This window comes from Dyella agri (genome assembly GCF_044904705.1).
Lineage (GTDB): Bacteria > Pseudomonadota > Gammaproteobacteria > Xanthomonadales > Rhodanobacteraceae > Rhodanobacter_A > Rhodanobacter_A agri.
Genome location: NZ_JADIKL010000002.1, coordinates 312,426 through 330,522, shown reverse-complemented (window position 1 = coordinate 330,522; position 18,097 = coordinate 312,426). Strand labels below are relative to the sequence as shown.

The window sequence follows — 18,097 nt, the reverse complement described above, 5'->3', positions numbered from 1 at the left end:
CTCCTGCCATGCGACGACGCCCCGCTACGGCGGGGCGTCGTCGTTCATGCGGACTGCCAGCGCCCGCCGCTCACCCGGTCGCGCGCTTCCAGATCCTGCGCGGTGAACACTTGCGCATAGCCCGCTGCGCGCAGCAGCGCGCGGACGGCGTCGCCCTGGTTCCAGCCGTGCTCGAACAGCAACCAGCCTCCCGCATCGAGGTGCGCGGGCGCGCCGGCGACGATGCGGCGGATATCGTCCAGGCCATCGGCGCCGGAAGCCAGCGCCGCAGCCGGTTCGAAACGCAGATCGCCTTGCGCGAGATGCGGATCGGCCGCCTCGATGTAGGGCGGATTGGAAACGATCAGCGCGAAACGCCCGTCCGCCAGTGGCGCCAGCCAGTCGCCCTGCGCAAAGCGCACGTTGCCGATGCCCAGCTGCTGCGCGTTGCGCCGCGCGACCGCCAACGCATCCGCGCTGGCGTCCGTCGCCAGCACCTGCGCGTGCGGCCGCTCGCTGGCGATGGCCAACGCGATGGCGCCGCTGCCGGTGCCGAGGTCGGCCATGCGGGCCGCGGCGTCTTGCGGCAAGCGCTCCAGCGCCAGCTCCACCAGCAACTCGGTTTCCGGGCGCGGGATCAGCGTGGCCGGCGTCACCGCCAGCTCCAGTGTCCAGAAGCCACGGCGACCGGTGAGGTAGGCCACCGGCTCGCCGGCCTCGCGGCGTGCGACCAGCGCCTCGAAAACCGTCTGGACGTCCGTATCCAGCGGGTCGTCGGCATGCGCGAACAGCCAGCTGCGCGGCCGACCGAGCACGTGCAGCAGCAACGCCTCGGCGTCGGCGCGCTCGCCCAGCCGCGCGCTGGCGGAGGCCAGCATGGTCCGCACGTCAGGCACGCGGCGACTCCTCTTTCGCGGCTGGCAGCGGCGGTGGCGGCACCACCGGCTTCGGTTCGCGCCTGCGCCAATAACCGCCCTGCGTCCATGCCGCGAAAGCCCATTGCAGCCAGCCGATCAGGGAGAAGGCCAGCCACAGCGCCCAGGCCAGCATGGCCAGTTTGTAGAACCACAGCGATACGCTGATCACGCCGCCGGCAGGCAGCGCACCGCTGCTCTGATCGGCGAACCAGCGCAGTTGCCAAGCGTCGGAGCCGTTGCCGGCCACATGCATGTCGGGCACGCCGAGCAAGCCTTTGGGCACGGCCGCCACCAGCACGCCCAATGCCAGCACCGTGAGCAAGGCGAGGCCGAGTTGCGCGAGGTTGAAGCGGGTCGCCGGCAGTTGTTCCGCAGGCGCCCAGCGCGCGCGCAGGCCGGTCAGGATCAGCCACGCCACCACCAGCGCGAACGCGCCCCATGCGAAGGCGGAGAAGCCCAGCCCCAGCAGCAGCCAATGGCGGAAGCGCAACGGTGCAGGCGCGTAGCGGGCGAGCAGCCATGCGGCGAGCAGCAGCATCGCCAGCTGCGACCAGTACAACACCGCCGGGCCGGTGGTCGGTCCCCAGGTCCACACTACCCAGCGATCCTGCGGCAGGTCGAGTTCGCTGCTGATGTTCGCTACCGGCGCCTCCAGTGCGAACGACGAGGTCGCGACGCGCACCGCCATGCCATGCGGTTCGCGCAAGCGCACGGCGTAGTCGTGCGCGCCGGGCAGCAGCGGCAGGCCGAGCTTGCCGTTGCGCACAGCGAGGCTCACCGGTTCGCCGTCGCGGCTCGCTTCCAGCAACTCCGCGCCGGCCGGCAAGCCGATCGCGTGTTCGCCGCCGCGCGTGCTGCGCGCCTTGAGCACGAGCCTGGTTTCCGTGCTGCGTTCACCCACCTCGCTGTGCACGCCGACGTTGTCGAAAGCGAGGCTGCCGCCGTCGATCGCGGCCGGTTGGCTGAAGCCGAGTTGCAGGGTTTCGCCGGGCAACGGCTGGAAGCGCAGGCCGGCGGCGCTGGCGCTGGTCGGCACGCCTTGCGCGTCGACATGCCACATCGGCGCGGCGACGACTTCCCATACCTCGGCACGCTCGCCCAGCGCCGGCGCCGCGAGCGACAGCGTGGCCGCGTGATCCAGCCGGCTGGTCCACCTCACCTGATGGCTGCCCGCGTTGAAGGTGACGTCGATGCGGCCGTTCTTCACCAGCACGCCGTCGCCTTGCGGATGCTCACCGGGCAACAGCGGCAGGCTGAGGCTGAAACCGCCATTCGCCGGCGCGATGCGTTCGACCGTGTTCTCCACCTGCCAGTCCACGCCCAGCAGCAGGCGACGCGTCAGCTGCACGTAGGGCGGGAAATCCTGCGCGGCCACCGCCGGTCCGCCGTGATCGGCCACGCGCACGCGCTGCAGTGCGAGGCTGTCGCCCAGCATGCGCCCGCCGTCCACGCCATCCAGCGACCAGCCCTGCCCGCTGAACGCCACGCGTTGCGGGCGCAGCGCGAAGCGCAGGCTGGCGCTGTCCGCCGTGCCGATGCGGTAATGCAGGCCGACGCGGTGTACGCCGCGATCGAGACGCAGCAGCGCATCGTCATCGTTGCGGGCCAGTGCCGCGGGATGGCCGTCCACGCTGGCATCGAGCAGTTGCAGCGCGTCGTCGGGCTGCGGCAATGGCAAGGCCACGGCGGCGCCGGCGTGCACCTCCAGCGCCAGGTCCAGCGTGTCGCCGCTGGCCTGCAACTGCGCCTGCGCCACGGTGGCGCAGTCGGGTGCGCACTTGGGCGCCTCGGTAAGACGGGCCTTCAACTGATCCAGCATTTGCTGATTGGGCAAGCTCTGCGCATGCGAGGCCGAAGGCAGCAGCGCGATCGCGAGCAGCAACGCAGCGGCCGCACTGGCGCCGCGTGCGGCCGGCCAAGGCAGGCGCCAGGGACGCAGGCTGGCGATCAGCTTGGCGAGCAAGGCCACCAGCAAGGCGATCATCGCCACCCGCAGCAGGCGCACCAGCCAGCGCGGTGCGATCAGCAGGCGCGTGGTCTGATCCGCACCTACCGGGCCGGACCAGCCGAGCTGGTAGTCATTGTCCTGGTCCCAGCCCGGCGTGCCCGCACCGGCCTGGATCGTGCTGCGGCTGTCGAAGTCGCTGAGGCCCGGGCTTTGCAGCGCATTGGCAGTCACGGTGATGGATGCAAGCCCGCTAACCCTTGCCGCCCCCATGCGCAGCGATGGCGGTGCCGACGGGGCGGGTGGTGGTGGTGGCTGGGGCATCGCAGCCGGAACGGGAGCTTCTTCCACCGGAGGCGGTGCCACTTGCCTGATGACCTTCGGCGGTGGCTGCACTGCGGCGTACGGCTCGACAAACTGCGCCTCCACGACGCGCGCCCCTGAAGAACCCTCCAACTGCGGATGCAAGGCGTACTGCAACTCCCGCACGGCAAACGGCAGGCTCCACAGCACCGCCAGTGCGAACACCGCGATGGCGGTGCCGCGCACCACGGCGCGCAGCCGCCCCTCCGGCAGCGCACGCAGCAGCAACGCCAGCAACAACACCACGGCCAACGTCCACAACGGCGCGCCGGCCTCGTGGCGGCCCAGCGCGAGATACAGCGCCGCCAGCAAGCCCCAGCGCCAGCCGAGCAGGCGACCGGCCAGCAAGGCGATCAACGCGAGCACGAACAGATCGAGCAGGCTCCATTGCGCGACCCAGGTATCCGGCGCGCGATCCGCACCGGGCGCCGCGATCAGGCGATAACCGAACGGCAAATGCAGCCTCGCCTCGATGCCTTCCAGCGGCAGTTGCCAGCCGGAACTGGGGATCGCGCTGCCATGCACGGGCAGGCGCAGGCCGGCATCCAGGTCGAGCTTGCGCGTGCGCAGCTCGACGCCGCTGTGGCCCTCGCTGCCCTTGCTGACCAGCAAGGGCTTGCCGCCCTCGCTGGCGCGTTGCAGTTGCCACGGCGCGGTCGCGTCCAGTCGCTGGTGGTGGCGCAGGTCGCCGCTGAGATGGTCGGCCGCGCGCAAGCCGCCGCCGTCGAAATCCAGCCATATCTCGCGCTGCAGGCGGATCTGGTCGCCCTTGCCGCCTTCGTCGCCGCGCGCGCCGGCGACGATGGTCAGGCCTGCATCGTCACCCAGCGCGAACGCCGGCAAATCGCTCCAATCGTCCGGCACGCCGGCCTGCGCAGCATCGATGCCCTGCCCTTCCGCGCGACTGCCGCGCAACGTGGCATCGTCGCGATAGCTCCAGGTTTCCTGCCGCGGCCATGGCGCCGGAGGCAGCTTCAGCGCCACTTTTTCCAGCGGTGCGGTGGCACGCGCACTCAAGTTCAGCAGCCAGTGTCCCGGCCGCAGTTGCACGCGCAGGCGGCCATCGCTTTCCAGTCGCGCAGGCAGGTCGCCGTCGAGCGCGGCGGCGACGAAGCGGCTGGGCAAGGCCGGGCCAAGCACGACTTCGCGGGCGCTGCCGGCCACGTCGAGTTGCAGTTGCGTCTGCAGCATGGCGGGCAGGCCGTCGGCCAGTTCGCGGTAGACGCGCAACGACAAGGCATCGGCAGTGCGTTGTGCGGCGGCAGCCTCGCCGAGCGTGAGTTCGTTGCCGTTGCGTTCGACGCGCGTTACCGCCGCGCCATCCAGACTCAACGCGACCAGACCGATTTCCGTCGGCACTCGCAGGCGCGCCGGGCGCTCTTCCCACGGCAGCGTGCCGCGCAACTGATAGTCGCCGGGCAGCAGCCACAGCATCGGCTGATCGTCGTGCTGCAGCACCACGGCGGGCTGGTTGTTCACGGTCACCGACTGCGGCCAGGCGTGTTCGTCGCCCGGCAGCGCCACCCAACCCGGCGCGTCCACGTGCACGTCCAGGCCGAAGCGCGCACCGTCCTTGCCGGCATCCAGCGTCAGGCGGCCAGGCCAGGCGCACTGGTAGCTGTCCTCGTCCGGCTGCTGGTTGGCCAAAAAGGGGCAGGCATGCTGCGGTTCGTCGTGCAACACCCAGCCTTGCCAGTCGCGCAGGGGTGGCGGCACGTCCTGCGCCGGCAACGGCGCGGCCAGCAGCAGCCACAGGCCCAACAATCCGGTGAGTCGAGCAAGCATGCGTTTCTCCCTGTATGCCGCGCTGTCGGCACAGTGTAAGTGGAACATGGCGGCGACACGGCCGCCCGCGGGAAGCAACGGCTATGGCGTACTCACTTGCAACTGCAACAGCTCATTCCGAAACCGCCAGCACGCATTCGTCCGCACCGCAGCTGCGGCAGCAGACGGGAAAGATCGACATGCCGCCGGGCGCGATCGCCGGACCCAGCAAGCCTTCGAGAAAACCACCGAAGAAACTGCAGCCGGAGCGGCCATCCACGGCGCACAGCGGACTGTGCCGGATGTGCAGCTGGCTGCCTTGCAGGTCGACCTCGGCGAATGCATGCAGGGCCGGCGCGGCAATGGAAGTGAGCGCTGCCCCCAGCTCCAGCCCGGTGTCCAGCGCGTACTCGCGCGCGAACAGCCACGCGCCGACACGCTGCCCCGCCAGCTGCAGCGAGGATTCGCGCGCGCCGGCGGCGACCGCGCGATCCAGCGCCAGCAGACGCGGCACGATGCGCGGGTAGTCGTGTTCCAGTGTGGTCAGCGCCCGCTCGACAGCCGGCACGTCTGCTTCCAGCACGGGCACGTCGACGAACGGTTCGATCACGGGTTCCGCCGGCGTCGGTGCAGGCGGTGGCGCCGGTTCGCGGGCAGCGATGAAATCCTCAAACACCTCCGGAGCAGCCGGCGATGGTGCGTCCGCCGCAGCGGGCGGCGCAGCACCGACATCCACCGCTACTGCATTGGCGCCATCTGCGCCTCCGGTCGAAGCATCCGCCGTCGCCGTTGGCGGTGACGGCGGCGGCACGTAGCCGCTGGTGACCTTGCGCGTGGCGGCGAAATGCGGCCGCAGCTCGCCATCTGCCGAGGGCAGCAGCTCGAAGTTGACCAGGCGATCGCAAGCCTCCAGCGCGCTGCGCAAGGCCCGTTTCTTGAACCATGAACCGCGCACCGCCATGGTCAGCAAGGTGCCGTGCGGGTCTTGCACCAGGCGCTGCCGCAGCAGAGTGAAGCCGCAGCTGCCGACCAGGCGGCCGATTTCGATGAGCAGGCCTTCGCGTTGCAACGCGAGCGCCTGGATTTCCAGCTCGACCATCCGTCCCCCTGTGTGCGATGCCGGCACGCCGGATTGCGCGCCCATGCTACGACAGGGCGCCCCGTCCCCATAAACGACAAGCCCCGCCGAAGCGGGGCTTGCCGGTGCAGCTGCCGGGACGGTCAGCGCAGGATCGAGGCCGGATCCTGCTTGGCCTGCAGCGCCGAGCACAGTTCGATCGACTCGGTGGTCTGCGCCAGGCCGCGGGCGATGCCGGCGGCATCGTCCATGCGCGACTTGAAGAACGCCTGCACGCGCTGCGCCTCGGCGGTGGAGCAGCTGCCGCCCGCGGCCAGCATCGGCAGGTAGCCGCCGGCGAAGCTGCCGGTGCGCTTGAGGATCTGCGGGTAGTGGCCGGTGAACCAGGTCCACATCGCATTGCGCTGGGCTTCGGTATCGCGGCCGGCACGCAGCAGCGAGGCCATCTCGCCCACCTTGACCGGCTTGCTCAGCGCGAAGTCGCGCACCTGCTCGGTGAGCGCGGGATCCTCGACGCCGGCGAGGCCGCCGAGAATGCCGTTGCGCAACGCCGGATCGCTGGTCTGCGGCAGCTCGGCGATCAGCGCGTCCACCGCGGGCTTGCCCTGCGTCTGCACCGCCACGCCCAGCGCGTCGCCGAGCAGGTCGGGGTTGGCAGCGGTGAGGTCGAGGCGACCGTCGGCCTTCTTCTTCAATGCCGCCTCGCCCTGCTGGAGCAGAGCCGCACGCACGGCGGGCAGCTTGTAGTCGAGGGCCAGTTCGCCGGCCAGCGTGCTGCGCAGCAGGGAATCGTCCTCCGATTCACCCGGCTTGCGCTGGTAGCCCAGCGATTCCAGCTTCGGCAGGTAGGCGGCCTTGACCCAGTCGGTGATGCGCGCGCGCTGGGCGTCGGTCTTCGCCACGTGGTGATAGATCCAGCTCGCCTCGTTCAGCGGCGCGGTGAACACCTGGGGTGTCTTGGACGTGGTCAGCGGCTGCAGTGCGGCGAGCACCTGGCCGGCATCGAGGTCGCCGTGCTGGAAGCTGGCGCCGATCGCGTCGGCATAGGCCAGCTGTTCGGTGTCGCTGAGCTTGGCGACCTGCTTCACCAGCGCAGCAAGCTCACTCTTGTCGAGGCTGAAGCGGTAGTAGCCGGCGGCGTTCGCGTTCGGCATCACCCAGGTCGGCTTGCTGGCGTCGGCGAGCGTCACCGAGCCGGTGGCCTTGTCCAGCATCTCGCACGCCACCTTGCTGCCGTCGGCGGTGCCGTAGCGCACGCACACCGGCACGCCCCAGATGCGCTGGCTATCGCCGCGGCTGCCCAGCGGCAGGTAGCGGCTCTGCTTCAGCTCCAGCACGGTCTTGCCGTCCTTCTGCACCAGCTTCGTCTGCACGTAAGGCACGCCGGACTGGTCGAGGAAGCTCTTGAACGCGTGCTTGAACGCGTCGCCCTTGCCTGCCGCCGTCGCGATCGCGCCGACCAGGTCGTCCGCTTCCGCGTTGCCGAACTTGTGTGCCTGGATGTAGGCGCGCATGCCCTTCTGGAAGGTCTGCTCGCCCACGTAGTTCTCGAACATGCCGATCACCGAGGCACCCTTCTGGTAGGTGATGCCGTCGAAGGCCGTTTCGATGTCGCCGTTGCCTGTGATCGGCTGGCGGATCTTGCGCGCGCTGACCAGGCTGTCGTTGGCCATCGCGCCCTGCGCGCCGCGCACGCGGTCGAGGTCGGCGCGGTATTCGGGATGGACTTCCTCGGTGACCTTTTCCTGCATCCAGGTGGCGAAGGCTTCGTTGAGCCAGATGTCGTTCCACCAGGCCAGCGTCACGGCGTCACCGGTCCACTGGTGGGCCAGCTCGTGCGCGGTGACGTTGAACGAGCCGCGCACGTTGCGCGCCGGCGAATCCTTGTCGAGCAGCAGCAGCCAGTCGCGGAAGGTGACCAGGCCCGCGTTCTCCATCGCGCCGGCGGAGAAGTCCGGCGCGGCGAGCACGTCCAGCTTGTCCCACGGGTAGCCGAAGCCGTAGTAGTTCTCCAGCGCATGGACGATGCTCGGCGTCTCGGAGATCACGTGGCTCATGCGGTGCGCTTCGCCGGCGGCGGCGATGCCGCGCAGCGGCAGCGGCTTGCTGCGGTAGGCGTTGGGCGAGATTTCCGCGGTCGGGGTGATGTCCCACGGACCGACGCCAAAGGCCACCAGATAGGTGGGCAGCGGCAAGGTCGGTGCGAAGGTCACCGTCTTCCAGCCCTGACCGGCGGGCTTCTCGCTCACTTGCTGCGTGTTCGCCACCGCGACCTGGTTGTCAGGCAGCGTGATGGAAATGTCGAACGGCGTCTTGAAACCGGGTTCGTCGAAGCTCGGGAACGCGAAGCGCGCGCTGATCGGCTCCATCTGCGTCATCGCGTAGGGCTGGCCCTTGGCGCTGACCTTGTACAGGCCTTGCAACTGCGCATTGAGCGGTGCGGTGTACTCGAACCTCAGCGCGATCTCGCCGGGCTGCAGCGTGCTGCCGAAGTCCACGCGCACCACGCCGGCCTTGGGGTCGGCTTCCACGTACTTCGCATCGTGCGTCTTGCCCGCGGCGTCGGTGACCGTCACCTTGGACACTTTCAGCTCGGCACCGTCCAGCCACACATGGTCGGAGGCCTTGGCCAGCTTCACCTTGATCGTGGTGGTGCCGGAGAAATCGGCCTGCGCCGGATCCACCTTGAAGGCGATCTGGTAGGACTGCGGCACCGCCCAGGACGGCAGGCGGCCCTTGGGCGCCTGGTCGGCGCCGGCGGCGAACGCCATGCCGCAGCTGGCGGCCAGCGCAGTGAACAGAAGAGGACGGATGTGGCGACGCATAACAGTTTCCCCGAACGTTTACAGGAACCCGCCACGCTAGGCGGCACATGACTTCCCACACAGTGCCACAAGGCATGGTGGCGGTGGCCGACCGTGGGTGCTTGCACACGCCCTGCCAATGGCTAACATGTCCTCCATAGACCTGCTCTATCGGTAGGCATGCCATGAACCTGCGCGACCTGCATTACCTGGTGGCTCTCGCCGAACAGCGGCATTTCGGCCGTGCGGCGGAAGCCTGCTTCGTCAGCCAGCCCACGCTGTCCACCCAGATCAAGAAGCTGGAGGAGGAGCTGGGCGTGGCGCTGGTCGAACGCACGCCGCGCAAGGTGCTGCTCACCGACGTAGGTCGCGAGATCGTGGCGCGCGCACGCGACGTGCTGAACGAGGTGGAGCAGATCAAGGGCATCGCGCGGCGCACGCTGGACCCCGAGTCCGGCACGGTGCGGCTGGGCATCTTCCCCACGCTCGGCCCCTATCTGCTGCCGCATGTGGTGCCGTTGGTGCGCCAGCGCTTCCCGCGGCTGGAACTGCTGCTGGTGGAGGAAAAGACCGAGGAAGTGCTGCGCCGCCTGCGCGAGGGCAGGCTCGACGCCGGCATCCTCGCCCTGCCGGTGCACGACGACAGCTTGCACGCGGAATTCCTGTTCGAGGAGCCCTTCCTGCTCGCGGTGCCGCAGTCGCATCCGCTGGCGCGCCGCCCCTCGCTGAAACTGGCCGACCTCGGCGACCAGAGCCTGTTGCTGCTGGAAGACGGCCACTGCCTGCGCGACCAGGCACTGGAGGTCTGCCACCTTGCCGGCGCGGGCGAGAAGAGCGGCTTCCGCGCCACCAGCCTGGAGACGCTGCGCCAGATGGTGGCCGCCGACGTGGGCATCACTCTGCTGCCCACGCTGGCGGTGAAACCGCCGGTGGCGCAGGCGCCGAACGTGCAGCTGATCGAATTCCGCGGCAGCCACCCGCCGAGCCGGCGCATCGCCATGCTGTGGCGCAAGAGTTCTGCGATGGGCGGCTTCCTCAAGCAGCTCGCCGGTGTGTTCCGCGAATTGCCGGAGGGCTTGCTCGATCCGAGCGACGTGCTCGCACCCGCAAACGCAAAGCGCCCCGCGTCCGCCTGATGATGCGCCGCCCCTGGCTCATCGCCCTCCTGCTGCTTGCGCTCTGGGGCGGCTGGTCGTGGTGGCACACGCGGCCGCTGCACCCGGGACCGGGCGAGCTGGCGCCGGACGAGCCCGCGCAGACGGCGCTGGACGAGCCGGTGGAACCCATCCGCTTCGGCGACTTCGTACTCACCCCGCGCGCGAAATTCGACCTCGTCGCGCGCGTGCTGTCCACCGAACACTATCGTTTCGACGCTGGCGCAGCGCTGGTGCCGGAGGACTTCGCGCTGGGCTGGGGCCGCATGTCTGACAGCGCGGTGCTGAAGGACATCGACATCTCGCAGTCCGGCCGCTTCTACTACTGGCACGTGCAGCAGTTTCCGATACCGCGCCGCGAGATCGAAACGCACAGCGCCAACATGCACCTGATCCCCGCCGATGCAGGCGTGCACCGCGCACTGGAGCGCGTGCGCGTGGGGCAAGTGGTGGCGCTAGACGGCTTTCTCGTGGACGCCGACCGCAAGGATGGCTGGCACTGGCGCACGTCGCTCACCCGCGACGACACCGGCGCCGGCGCCTGCGAACTGTTCTATGTCACCTCGGTCGGCGGATCCGGCGCACAAGCCATTGCGGCCTCGCCCGACCCGCCGTAGCCATCCGTGCGCATCGACAGCGGTGGCCCGCCCCCGGCATGGAAGAACAAACCGGCCGCCGGCGCGATCCCGGCGATCATGCAGGCCCTGCCGCGAATGCATGCGCCAGGCCCCGTCGCGATAGTCGGCAACGATCGTCCTGATAAACACAATCAATTTCAACGAAGCCTGTGGCGGCGTTAGGCTCGACTAGCCGCGACCCCCAAGAGGCCGCTCCCGCATCCCCCTCCCAGCCCGACGCCACGAGGTGATGTCATGAGCAAGCTGAAAGGCTCGAAGACCGAGCAGAGTCTGAAAGACGCGTTTGCCGGCGAATCCATGGCCAACCGCCGTTACCTCTACTTCGCCGCCAAGGCGGACGTGGAGGGCTACAACGACGTCTCCGCCGTGTTCCGCTCGACCGCGGAAGGCGAGACCGGCCACGCCCACGGCCATCTCGAATACCTCGAACAGTGCGGCGACCCGGCCACCGGCCTGCCGTTCGGCGAGACCCACGCCAACCTGAAGAGCGCGATTGCCGGCGAGACCCACGAGTACACCGACATGTACCCGGGCATGGCCAAGACTGCACGCGATGAAGGCTTCGACGAAGTCGCCGACTGGTTCGAGACCCTCGCCAAGGCCGAACGCTCGCACGCCAACCGCTTCACCAAGGCGCTGGGCGAACTGGGCTGAGTCGCCTGCCGGCAGCCTGCGGGCTGCCGGCATGGCCATCGCAAGGTCATGGGCGCCGCGGCGCCCACGGAGACGCCCATGTCGGAACCGGTCGACAGCAGCCGCGAAGGCAACCTCGAAGCGCCTATCCGCCACCCGCTGGGCCAGGACGATCCCGCATTCTGGGACCGGGCCGCACTGGACGCGGAACTGGAGCGCGTGTTCAACATCTGCCATGGCTGCCGCCGCTGCGTGAGCCTATGCCACGCCTTCCCCACCTTGTTCGACCTGATCGACGCGTCGAAGACGATGGAGATCGACGGCGTGGCCAAGGCCGACTACCCCAAGGTGGTCGAGCAGTGCTACCTGTGCGACCTCTGCTACCAGACCAAATGCCCCTACACGCCGCCGCATCCGTGGAACGTGGATTTCCCGCACCTGATGTTGCGCGCCAAGGCGGTCGACTTCCGCGAGCATGGCGCGCCGCTGTCGGCGCGAGTCCTCTCCAATACCCGCGCGGTGGGCAAGCTGGCCTCGATTCCGGTGGTGGTCGAAGTGGTCAACGCCGCCAACCGCAACATGGTCGCGCGCAAGCTGCTTGAGAAGACGCTGGGCGTGGATGCGCAGGCCCGCGTCCCCGAGTACCACGCGCCCACCGCGCGCAAGCGTCTGAAGAAGCTCGACGGTCACGGCGATGCGGTGCCGGCCGGTCGCACGAGTGGCAAGCTCGCCATCTTTGCCACCTGCTACTGCGACCACTCCGAGCCGGGCGCCGTGGAGGACCTCGCCGCGGTGCTCGCGCACAACATCATCCCGCACCGGCTGGTCGAACGGGAAAGCTGCTGCGGCATGCCCAAGCTGGAGCTGGGTGACCTCGACACCGTGCGCAAGTACAAGGAGCGCAACATCCCGGTGCTGGCGAAGATGGCGCGCGAGGGCTGGGACTTCACCGCGGCGATCCCCTCCTGCGTGCTGATGTTCAAGCAGGAACTGCCGCTGATGTTCCCCGATGACGCCGACGTGGCCCTGGTGCGCGGACGCTTCTTCGACCCGTTCGAATACCTCGCCGAACGCCACCGGGCCGGCCTGCTCAAGACCGACTTCAAGACCTCGCTGGGCAAGGTCGCCTGGCAGGTGCCCTGCCACCAGCGGGTGCAGAAGATCGGCCCGAAGACGCGCGAGATCCTGCAGCTGGTGCCCGATACCGAGGTGCTCACCATCGAGCGCTGCTCCGGCCACGACGGCACCTATGGCGTGAAGCACAAGACCTACGCCCTGTCGCGCAAGCTGGCCAAGCCGGTGGAAAACCGCGTGGCGCAGGCCGAACCCGCGCATTTCACCAGCGACTGCCCGATGGCCGGCGGCCATATCGCGCACGGCCTGGGCGACCAGCCGCAGGCCGAGCACCCGCTCAGCCTGTTGCGCAAGGCCTATGGCATTTGAAGCCGCTCTCCCGCCGGGAGAGGGGTTGGGGGTGAGGTTCAGCAAAACCGGCAACGCCTCGCTCCGCCCCACCCTCACCCGCCCTTCGGGTACCCTCTCCCACAGGGAGAGGGACAAAAAGCAAACCGGGGAACTCCCATGGACAAGCTCGAACGCGGCGACCTGCTCAGCCTGGAAAACTACGCGATGGAACGCGCCGAATTCCGCGCCAGCGTAATGGCGCACAAGAAGCGACGCACCGTGCACCTGGGTGGGCACCTCACGCTGATCTTCGAGGATCGCCTGAGCATCCAGTACCAGGTGCAGGAGATGCTGCGCATCGAGCGCATCTTCGAACCCGCCGGCATCCAGGACGAACTGGACGCCTACAACCCGCTGATCCCCGACGGCGACAATCTCAAGGCCACGCTGCTGATCGAGTACGACGACGTGGAGCTGCGCAAGCGCGAGCTGATGCGACTGCGCGGCATCGAGCATGCGATCGCGCTGACCGTGCACGGCCACGCGCCGTCCATCGCGGTGGCCGACGAAGACATGGAGCGCAGCAACGACGAGAAGACCGCCGCGGTGCATTTCCTGCGCTTTCCGCTAGACGAGGCGCGCATCGCCGCATGGAAGGCCGGAGCACCCGTGACGCTGGCGTGCAGCCTGCCGGCGATGCCGGTGGAGGCGATCCTCACGCCCGAACAATGCGGCACGCTGGCCGCGGACTTCGACTGAGGCTCAGGCTTCAGGCTCTCAGCTCTTCGGCGCAAGCCCGACCGGGCAGCTCACACCCGTGCCGCCCAGGCCGCAATAGCCGTCGGGATGTTTCGACAGATACTGCTGGTGCTCGTCCTCGGCGTAGTAGAACGGGCCGGCCAGCGCGATCTCGGTGGTGATCCCTTCCAGCCCGGCGTGCTCCAGCGCCACCAAGTAACGCCGGGCGGACGCCTCGGCGGCGGCGAGCTGGGTCACGTCGGCTGCGTAGATCGCCGAACGGTACTGCGTGCCGACGTCGTTGCCCTGGCGCATGCCCTGGGTGGGATCGTGGCTCTCCCAGAACACCTTGAGCAGTTCGTCCAGCGAAGTCCGCGCCGGGTCGTAGATCACCTGCACCACCTCGGCGTGCCCGGTCATGCCGCCGCACACTTCGCGATAGCTGGGATTGGGCGTGTAGCCGCCGGCGTAGCCAGCCGCCGTGCTCACCACACCGGGCAGGTTCCAGAAGGTGTGCTCGGCGCCCCAGAAGCAGCCCATGCCGAACCAGATCCGCGCCATGCCGGGGTGGTCCGCCACCAGCAGCGAGCGGCCAAGCACGTGGTGCGTCCGCGTCGGCAGCAACGCTTGTTCGCGCCCGGGCAAGGCCTCGTCGCGCGGGGGCATGCGCTGCTTCCACGCACCGATGCCGATCATGATCCGCAGTACTCCTGGTGCGCCGTCGGCACGGTTGCCGGCGGCTCAGTAACGCAACAATGCGCGCAGCGGTTGACCGTCGATCCAGCGCTCACGCCCGCGCAGCGCCTCCAGCTCGATGATCACCGCCGCGCCTGCAAGCTCGGCGCCGAAACGCCCGACCAGCGCCCGCGCCGCGACCAGGGTGCCGCCGGTGGCAAGTACGTCGTCCACCAGCAGCACACGCTCGCCGGGTTTCAGCGCACCGCTGCCTGCCTCCAGCCGGTCGCTGCCGTATTCCAGCTGATAGTCGACCGCCAGCACCGGCGGCGGCAGCTTGCCCGGCTTGCGCAGCGGCACGAAGCCCGCGCCCAGCGCCTGCGCCAGCGCGGCACCGAAGATAAAGCCGCGCGCCTCGATGCCGCACACGGCCTGCACGCCGGCATCCCGCCACGGCGCGGCCAGCGCGGCGATGCAATCGGCGAAGCCGGAGGCATCGGCCAGCAGCGGGGTGATGTCGCGGAACAGCACGCCGGGCTGGGGAAAGTCCGGCACGGTGCGGATCAGGTCGGCGAAAGCGTGCATCGTGTTCTCCATCGTCGAAACAGGGCGCGCCGCGATGCCGGACGCGGCGCAGCACGGAAGCAGATACGTCAGCGGGGGATACGGCTCAGCAGGGCGCGGCCAGCGGGCCGTCCGGCGCGTCATCGGCGCCAAGCTCGCGCATGGCCTCGCGTGCCTCGGCCAGTTGCGCCTCGACATCGTGCACGATGCCCTCGGCGGTCGCCACGCTGGAGTCCGGCACCATCACCGCGAGATAGTCCAGCGCCGGCAACTGGCCCACCCCGCCGGTGAGGTACTCGCCGGCGATGAAGGCGGGGATCTGCGCATGTTCCAGCGCATCCTTGACCAGATGCGCGTCGAACAGGTTTTCGGCGCGGTAGACGGTGTGCATGACGGCAAGCTAGTCCCGCCGCGTGCCGCCGGCAAGCCCCGGGGCACCGCCAGTGGCGGGACGGCGGCGATCTGCTCTATCGTCGTGCCAGCGGCGCCGGTGCGCCGCAGGGCGATACGGGGGCCGGGACATCCAATGGGCAAGCGCGACGAAGGCTTGAAGTTCGTGAGCCTGGCCCATCGTCTGCGCACGCTGGGGCTGGGATTGGGCATGCTGCCGGTGGCCGCGGTGCTCTACCAGCAGCAGGCGCCGCTGTGGCTGTGGTCGCTGCTGTTCGCCAACGGCCTGCTGTGGCCCCACCTGGCCTGGCTGCACGCCGTGCGCGCGGTCCGGCCGGTGCGGCACGAACAGTTCAACCTGATGGCCGACTCGGTCATGCTGGGCGCCTGGATCGCGACGATGCGGTTCAACCTGCTGCCCTGCGCCATGCTGGTCTCGATGATGGCGATGGACCGCATCAGTGCCGGCGGCTGGCGGGTGCTGGTCCGCGCGCTGCTGCTGCAAGTCGCGTCCTGCGTTCTGGTCGCCTGGCTGACCGGCTTCGCCTGGCAGCCGAGCAGCGACATGCTCGACATCGTCGCCTGCATCCCGATGATGGCGATCTACCCGGTCTGGCTGAGCACGGTGAACTACAAGTTCGGCCGCCGCATCCGCCAGCAGAACCGCCTGCTGGAACAGCTCAACCGCACCGACACGCTCACCGGGCTCGCCAACCGCGCGCACTGGCTGGAAACGGCCGCGCGGGAAATGCATCGTTACCTGCGCAACCAGCGGCCGGCCACGTTGATCCTGCTCGACATCGACGGCTTCAAGCTGGTCAACGACCGCCACGGCCACGCTGCCGGCGACACCTTGCTGCAGGAGCTGGCCGGAGTGCTGCGCGAGAACCTCCGCAGCGTGGACACCCCGGGCCGTCTCGGCGGCGACGAATTCGGCGTGGTGCTGCCGGAAACCGGCCTGGAACGCGCCCGCGAAGTGGCCGAACGGATCCGCCAGCAGGTCGAACTGGTCTGGGCCGCCGAAGACGCCCCGATGCAACCATGCACCCTCAGCCTCGGCGTGGCGGAGGTCGGGCCGCGGCACCCCAACGTGGAAGCCTGGATCAAGCAGGCCGACGTCGCGCTGTACCTGGCCAAGGCGCAGGGCCGCAACCAGGTCTGCGCCAGCTCGCCGGCAGTCGTGGAGCATTGAGTCTCGGCGCATTGACTCGCCCCGCGCCCGCGCCTTCGGTCGCCGGCGGGGACAAGGTAAACTCCACAGGTTCCGTTACCTACGCGAGTCGTGCCCGATGTCGAGTCCGTCCAGCCCCGCCGTGTCCACCACCGCCGTCGCGACGGCCGAGGGCCCGCGCGATTTCATCCGCCAGATCGTCCGAGAGGACCTGGCCGCGGGCAAACACGTCGCCGTCCATACGCGCTTCCCGCCCGAGCCGAACGGTTACCTGCACATCGGCCACGCCAAGGCGATCTGCCTGAGCTTCGGCATCGCCCGCGAGTTCAGCGGCTGGTGCAACCTGCGCCTGGACGACACCAATCCCGGCAAGGAAGATCCGGAATTCGTCCAGGGCATCAAGGACGACGTGCGCTGGCTGGGCTACGACTGGCACACGCTGCGCCACGCCTCGGACTATTTCGACGTGTTGTACCGCGCCGCGCTCAAGCTGATCGGTGACGGCCTGGCCTATGTGGACGACCTCAGCGCCGAAGAGATGCGCGAATACCGCGGCACGCTCACCGAGCCGGGCCGCAACTCGCCCCATCGCGACCGTTCCGTCGCGGAGAACCTCGACCTGTTCCAGCGCATGCGCGCAGGCGAGTTCGCCGACGGCAGCCGCACCTTGCGCGCGAAGATCGACATGGCCGCGGGCAACATCAACCTGCGCGACCCGGCGCTGTACCGCATCCGCAAGGTCACCCACCAGAACACCGGCGACGCCTGGCCGATCTACCCGATGTACGACTTCGCGCATGCGCTCTCCGACGCGATGGAAGGCATCACCCACTCGCTGTGCACGCTGGAATTCGAGGACCATCGCCCGCTGTACGACTGGTGCGTGGACAAGGTCGACCTGCCGAACCATCCCGAGCTGTGGCAGTCGGTGGTCGCCGCGGGGCTGGAGGCGAAGCCCGCCAAGCCGCGCCAGATCGAGTTCTCCCGCCTCAACCTCAGCTACTGCATCACCAGCAAGCGCAAGCTCGCGCAGCTGGTGAACGAGGGCTTCGTGGAGGGCTGGGACGACCCGCGCATGAACACCTTGCGCGGCCTGCGCCGGCGCGGCTTCACCGCGGCCGGCATCCGCCTGCTGGTCGAGCGCGTGGGCGTTTCCAAGCAGAACAGCGTAATCGACTACGCGATCCTCGAGAACTGCGTGCGCGAGGATCTCGACGCCGCCGCGCCGCGCCGCATGGCCGTGCTCGATCCGTTGAAGCTGGTCATCACCAACCTGCCCGAAGGCCACGCCGAAACGCTGGTCTTCGCCAACCATCCCAAGGACGAAAGCTTCGGTTCGCGCGAAGTACCGTTCGCGCGCGAGCTGTGGATCGAGCGCGAGGATTTCGCCGAGGTGCCGCCCAAGGGCTGGAAGCGCCTCGTGCCTGGCGGCGAAGTGCGCCTGCGCGGCGTGGGCATCGTGAAATGCGAAGAGGTGCTGAAGGACGGCGCCGGCAACGTCGCCGAGCTGCGCTGCACGCTCGATCCCGAATCCCGTAGCGGCTTGCCCGGCGCCGACCGCAAGGTGAAGGGCACCATCCACTGGGTCAGCGCGCCGCACGCCGTCGCCGCCGAAGTGCGCATCTACGACCGCCTGTTCAACGTGCCCGCGCCGGACGCCGAGGACGATGGCCGGCCGTGGACCGCGCATATCAATCCCGATGCCAAGCGCGTGGTGCAGGGCTGGATCGAGCCCGCCGCCGCGCAGGCGGAGCCGGAGCAGCGCTACCAGTTCGAGCGGCTGGGCTATTACGTGGCCGACCGCGTCGACCACCGCGCCGAGGCGCCCGTATTCAATCGCGTCGTAACGCTGCGTGACACCTGGTCGAAACAAGGCTGAG

General features: G+C 69.0%; 14 protein-coding genes. 7 read left to right on the top strand and 7 right to left on the bottom strand.

Going from position 1 to position 18,097, the window contains the following annotated elements:
• Positions 1–44 precede the first annotated feature (44 nt).
• The 4 genes from prmC to ISP14_RS04005 all read right to left on the bottom strand — a co-directional run bounded on the left by prmC (position 45) and on the right by ISP14_RS04005 (position 8,871).
• A complete protein-coding gene (gene prmC / locus ISP14_RS04020; RefSeq protein ID WP_404537126.1) occupies positions 45–857 on the bottom strand; it encodes a peptide chain release factor N(5)-glutamine methyltransferase in 813 nt (270 codons plus the stop codon).
• Between the two features lie 10 nt (positions 858–867).
• Positions 868–4,989: a hypothetical protein gene (locus tag ISP14_RS04015; protein ID WP_404536440.1), complete on the bottom strand. Its 4,122-nt coding sequence runs from the start codon at positions 4,987–4,989 to the stop codon at positions 868–870.
• A 112-nt stretch (positions 4,990–5,101) separates the two neighbouring features.
• Positions 5,102–6,112, bottom strand: a complete 1,011-nt coding sequence (locus ISP14_RS04010) for a hypothetical protein (RefSeq protein ID WP_404536439.1) — start codon at positions 6,110–6,112, stop codon at positions 5,102–5,104.
• A 77-nt stretch (positions 6,113–6,189) separates the two neighbouring features.
• The gene (locus ISP14_RS04005) at positions 6,190–8,871 is read right to left on the bottom strand and encodes a M1 family metallopeptidase (protein ID WP_404536437.1); all 2,682 of its coding nucleotides are present in this window, start codon (positions 8,869–8,871) and stop codon (positions 6,190–6,192) included.
• 164 nt (positions 8,872–9,035) lie between these two features.
• Here ISP14_RS04005 and oxyR point away from each other — a divergent pair, with 164 nt between their 5' ends.
• The 5 genes from oxyR to ISP14_RS03980 all read left to right on the top strand — a co-directional run bounded on the left by oxyR (position 9,036) and on the right by ISP14_RS03980 (position 13,438).
• On the top strand, positions 9,036–9,986 hold the full coding sequence (gene oxyR / locus ISP14_RS04000; protein WP_404536436.1) for a DNA-binding transcriptional regulator OxyR: 951 nt from the start codon (positions 9,036–9,038) through the stop codon (positions 9,984–9,986).
• Complete coding sequence (locus tag ISP14_RS03995; RefSeq protein ID WP_404536435.1) at positions 9,986–10,621, top strand: hypothetical protein; 636 nt, start codon at positions 9,986–9,988, stop codon at positions 10,619–10,621. The genes oxyR and ISP14_RS03995 overlap by 1 nt, the downstream gene beginning before the upstream one ends.
• 255 nt (positions 10,622–10,876) lie before the next feature.
• The gene (locus ISP14_RS03990) at positions 10,877–11,296 is read left to right on the top strand and encodes a rubrerythrin family protein (protein WP_404536434.1); all 420 of its coding nucleotides are present in this window, start codon (positions 10,877–10,879) and stop codon (positions 11,294–11,296) included.
• A gap of 78 nt (positions 11,297–11,374) precedes the next feature.
• Positions 11,375–12,718, top strand: a complete 1,344-nt coding sequence (locus ISP14_RS03985; RefSeq protein WP_404536433.1) for a (Fe-S)-binding protein — start codon at positions 11,375–11,377, stop codon at positions 12,716–12,718.
• A gap of 138 nt (positions 12,719–12,856) precedes the next feature.
• Positions 12,857–13,438, top strand: a complete 582-nt coding sequence (locus tag ISP14_RS03980; protein ID WP_404536432.1) for a DUF3501 family protein — start codon at positions 12,857–12,859, stop codon at positions 13,436–13,438.
• 18 nt (positions 13,439–13,456) lie between these two features.
• Here the strand turns inward: ISP14_RS03980 and msrA are convergent, their stop codons facing one another.
• From msrA to ISP14_RS03965, 3 genes are all read right to left on the bottom strand, one after another.
• A complete protein-coding gene (gene msrA, locus ISP14_RS03975; protein WP_404536431.1) occupies positions 13,457–14,113 on the bottom strand; it encodes a peptide-methionine (S)-S-oxide reductase MsrA in 657 nt (218 codons plus the stop codon).
• A gap of 45 nt (positions 14,114–14,158) precedes the next feature.
• Positions 14,159–14,677, bottom strand: coding sequence for an adenine phosphoribosyltransferase (locus ISP14_RS03970; RefSeq protein ID WP_404536430.1), 519 nt, complete (start codon positions 14,675–14,677; stop codon positions 14,159–14,161).
• 85 nt (positions 14,678–14,762) lie between these two features.
• Positions 14,763–15,047: a putative signal transducing protein gene (locus ISP14_RS03965; RefSeq protein ID WP_404536429.1), complete on the bottom strand. Its 285-nt coding sequence runs from the start codon at positions 15,045–15,047 to the stop codon at positions 14,763–14,765.
• 135 nt (positions 15,048–15,182) lie between these two features.
• On the opposite strand from ISP14_RS03965, the gene ISP14_RS03960 reads away from it, so the two are divergent.
• Positions 15,183–16,238: a diguanylate cyclase gene (locus tag ISP14_RS03960; RefSeq protein ID WP_404536428.1), complete on the top strand. Its 1,056-nt coding sequence runs from the start codon at positions 15,183–15,185 to the stop codon at positions 16,236–16,238.
• A gap of 97 nt (positions 16,239–16,335) precedes the next feature.
• Positions 16,336–18,096 carry a glutamine--tRNA ligase/YqeY domain fusion protein gene (locus tag ISP14_RS03955; RefSeq protein ID WP_404536427.1) on the top strand — a complete coding sequence of 587 codons (1,761 nt, stop codon included), beginning with the start codon at positions 16,336–16,338 and terminating at the stop codon, positions 18,094–18,096.
• Position 18,097: the final 1 nt, after the last annotated feature.

Coding starts and splice junctions, on each gene's coding strand:
- prmC (WP_404537126.1), bottom strand. CDS start 857: ATGCTGGCCTCCGCCAGCGCGCGGCTGGGCGAGCGCGCCGACGCCGAG.
- ISP14_RS04015 (WP_404536440.1), bottom strand. CDS start 4,989: ATGCTTGCTCGACTCACCGGATTGTTGGGCCTGTGGCTGCTGCTGGCC.
- ISP14_RS04010 (WP_404536439.1), bottom strand. CDS start 6,112: ATGGGCGCGCAATCCGGCGTGCCGGCATCGCACACAGGGGGACGGATG.
- ISP14_RS04005 (WP_404536437.1), bottom strand. CDS start 8,871: ATGCGTCGCCACATCCGTCCTCTTCTGTTCACTGCGCTGGCCGCCAGC.
- oxyR (WP_404536436.1), top strand. CDS start 9,036: ATGAACCTGCGCGACCTGCATTACCTGGTGGCTCTCGCCGAACAGCGG.
- ISP14_RS03995 (WP_404536435.1), top strand. CDS start 9,986: ATGATGCGCCGCCCCTGGCTCATCGCCCTCCTGCTGCTTGCGCTCTGG.
- ISP14_RS03990 (WP_404536434.1), top strand. CDS start 10,877: ATGAGCAAGCTGAAAGGCTCGAAGACCGAGCAGAGTCTGAAAGACGCG.
- ISP14_RS03985 (WP_404536433.1), top strand. CDS start 11,375: ATGTCGGAACCGGTCGACAGCAGCCGCGAAGGCAACCTCGAAGCGCCT.
- ISP14_RS03980 (WP_404536432.1), top strand. CDS start 12,857: ATGGACAAGCTCGAACGCGGCGACCTGCTCAGCCTGGAAAACTACGCG.
- msrA (WP_404536431.1), bottom strand. CDS start 14,113: ATGATCGGCATCGGTGCGTGGAAGCAGCGCATGCCCCCGCGCGACGAG.
- ISP14_RS03970 (WP_404536430.1), bottom strand. CDS start 14,677: ATGCACGCTTTCGCCGACCTGATCCGCACCGTGCCGGACTTTCCCCAG.
- ISP14_RS03965 (WP_404536429.1), bottom strand. CDS start 15,047: ATGCACACCGTCTACCGCGCCGAAAACCTGTTCGACGCGCATCTGGTC.
- ISP14_RS03960 (WP_404536428.1), top strand. CDS start 15,183: ATGGGCAAGCGCGACGAAGGCTTGAAGTTCGTGAGCCTGGCCCATCGT.
- ISP14_RS03955 (WP_404536427.1), top strand. CDS start 16,336: ATGTCGAGTCCGTCCAGCCCCGCCGTGTCCACCACCGCCGTCGCGACG.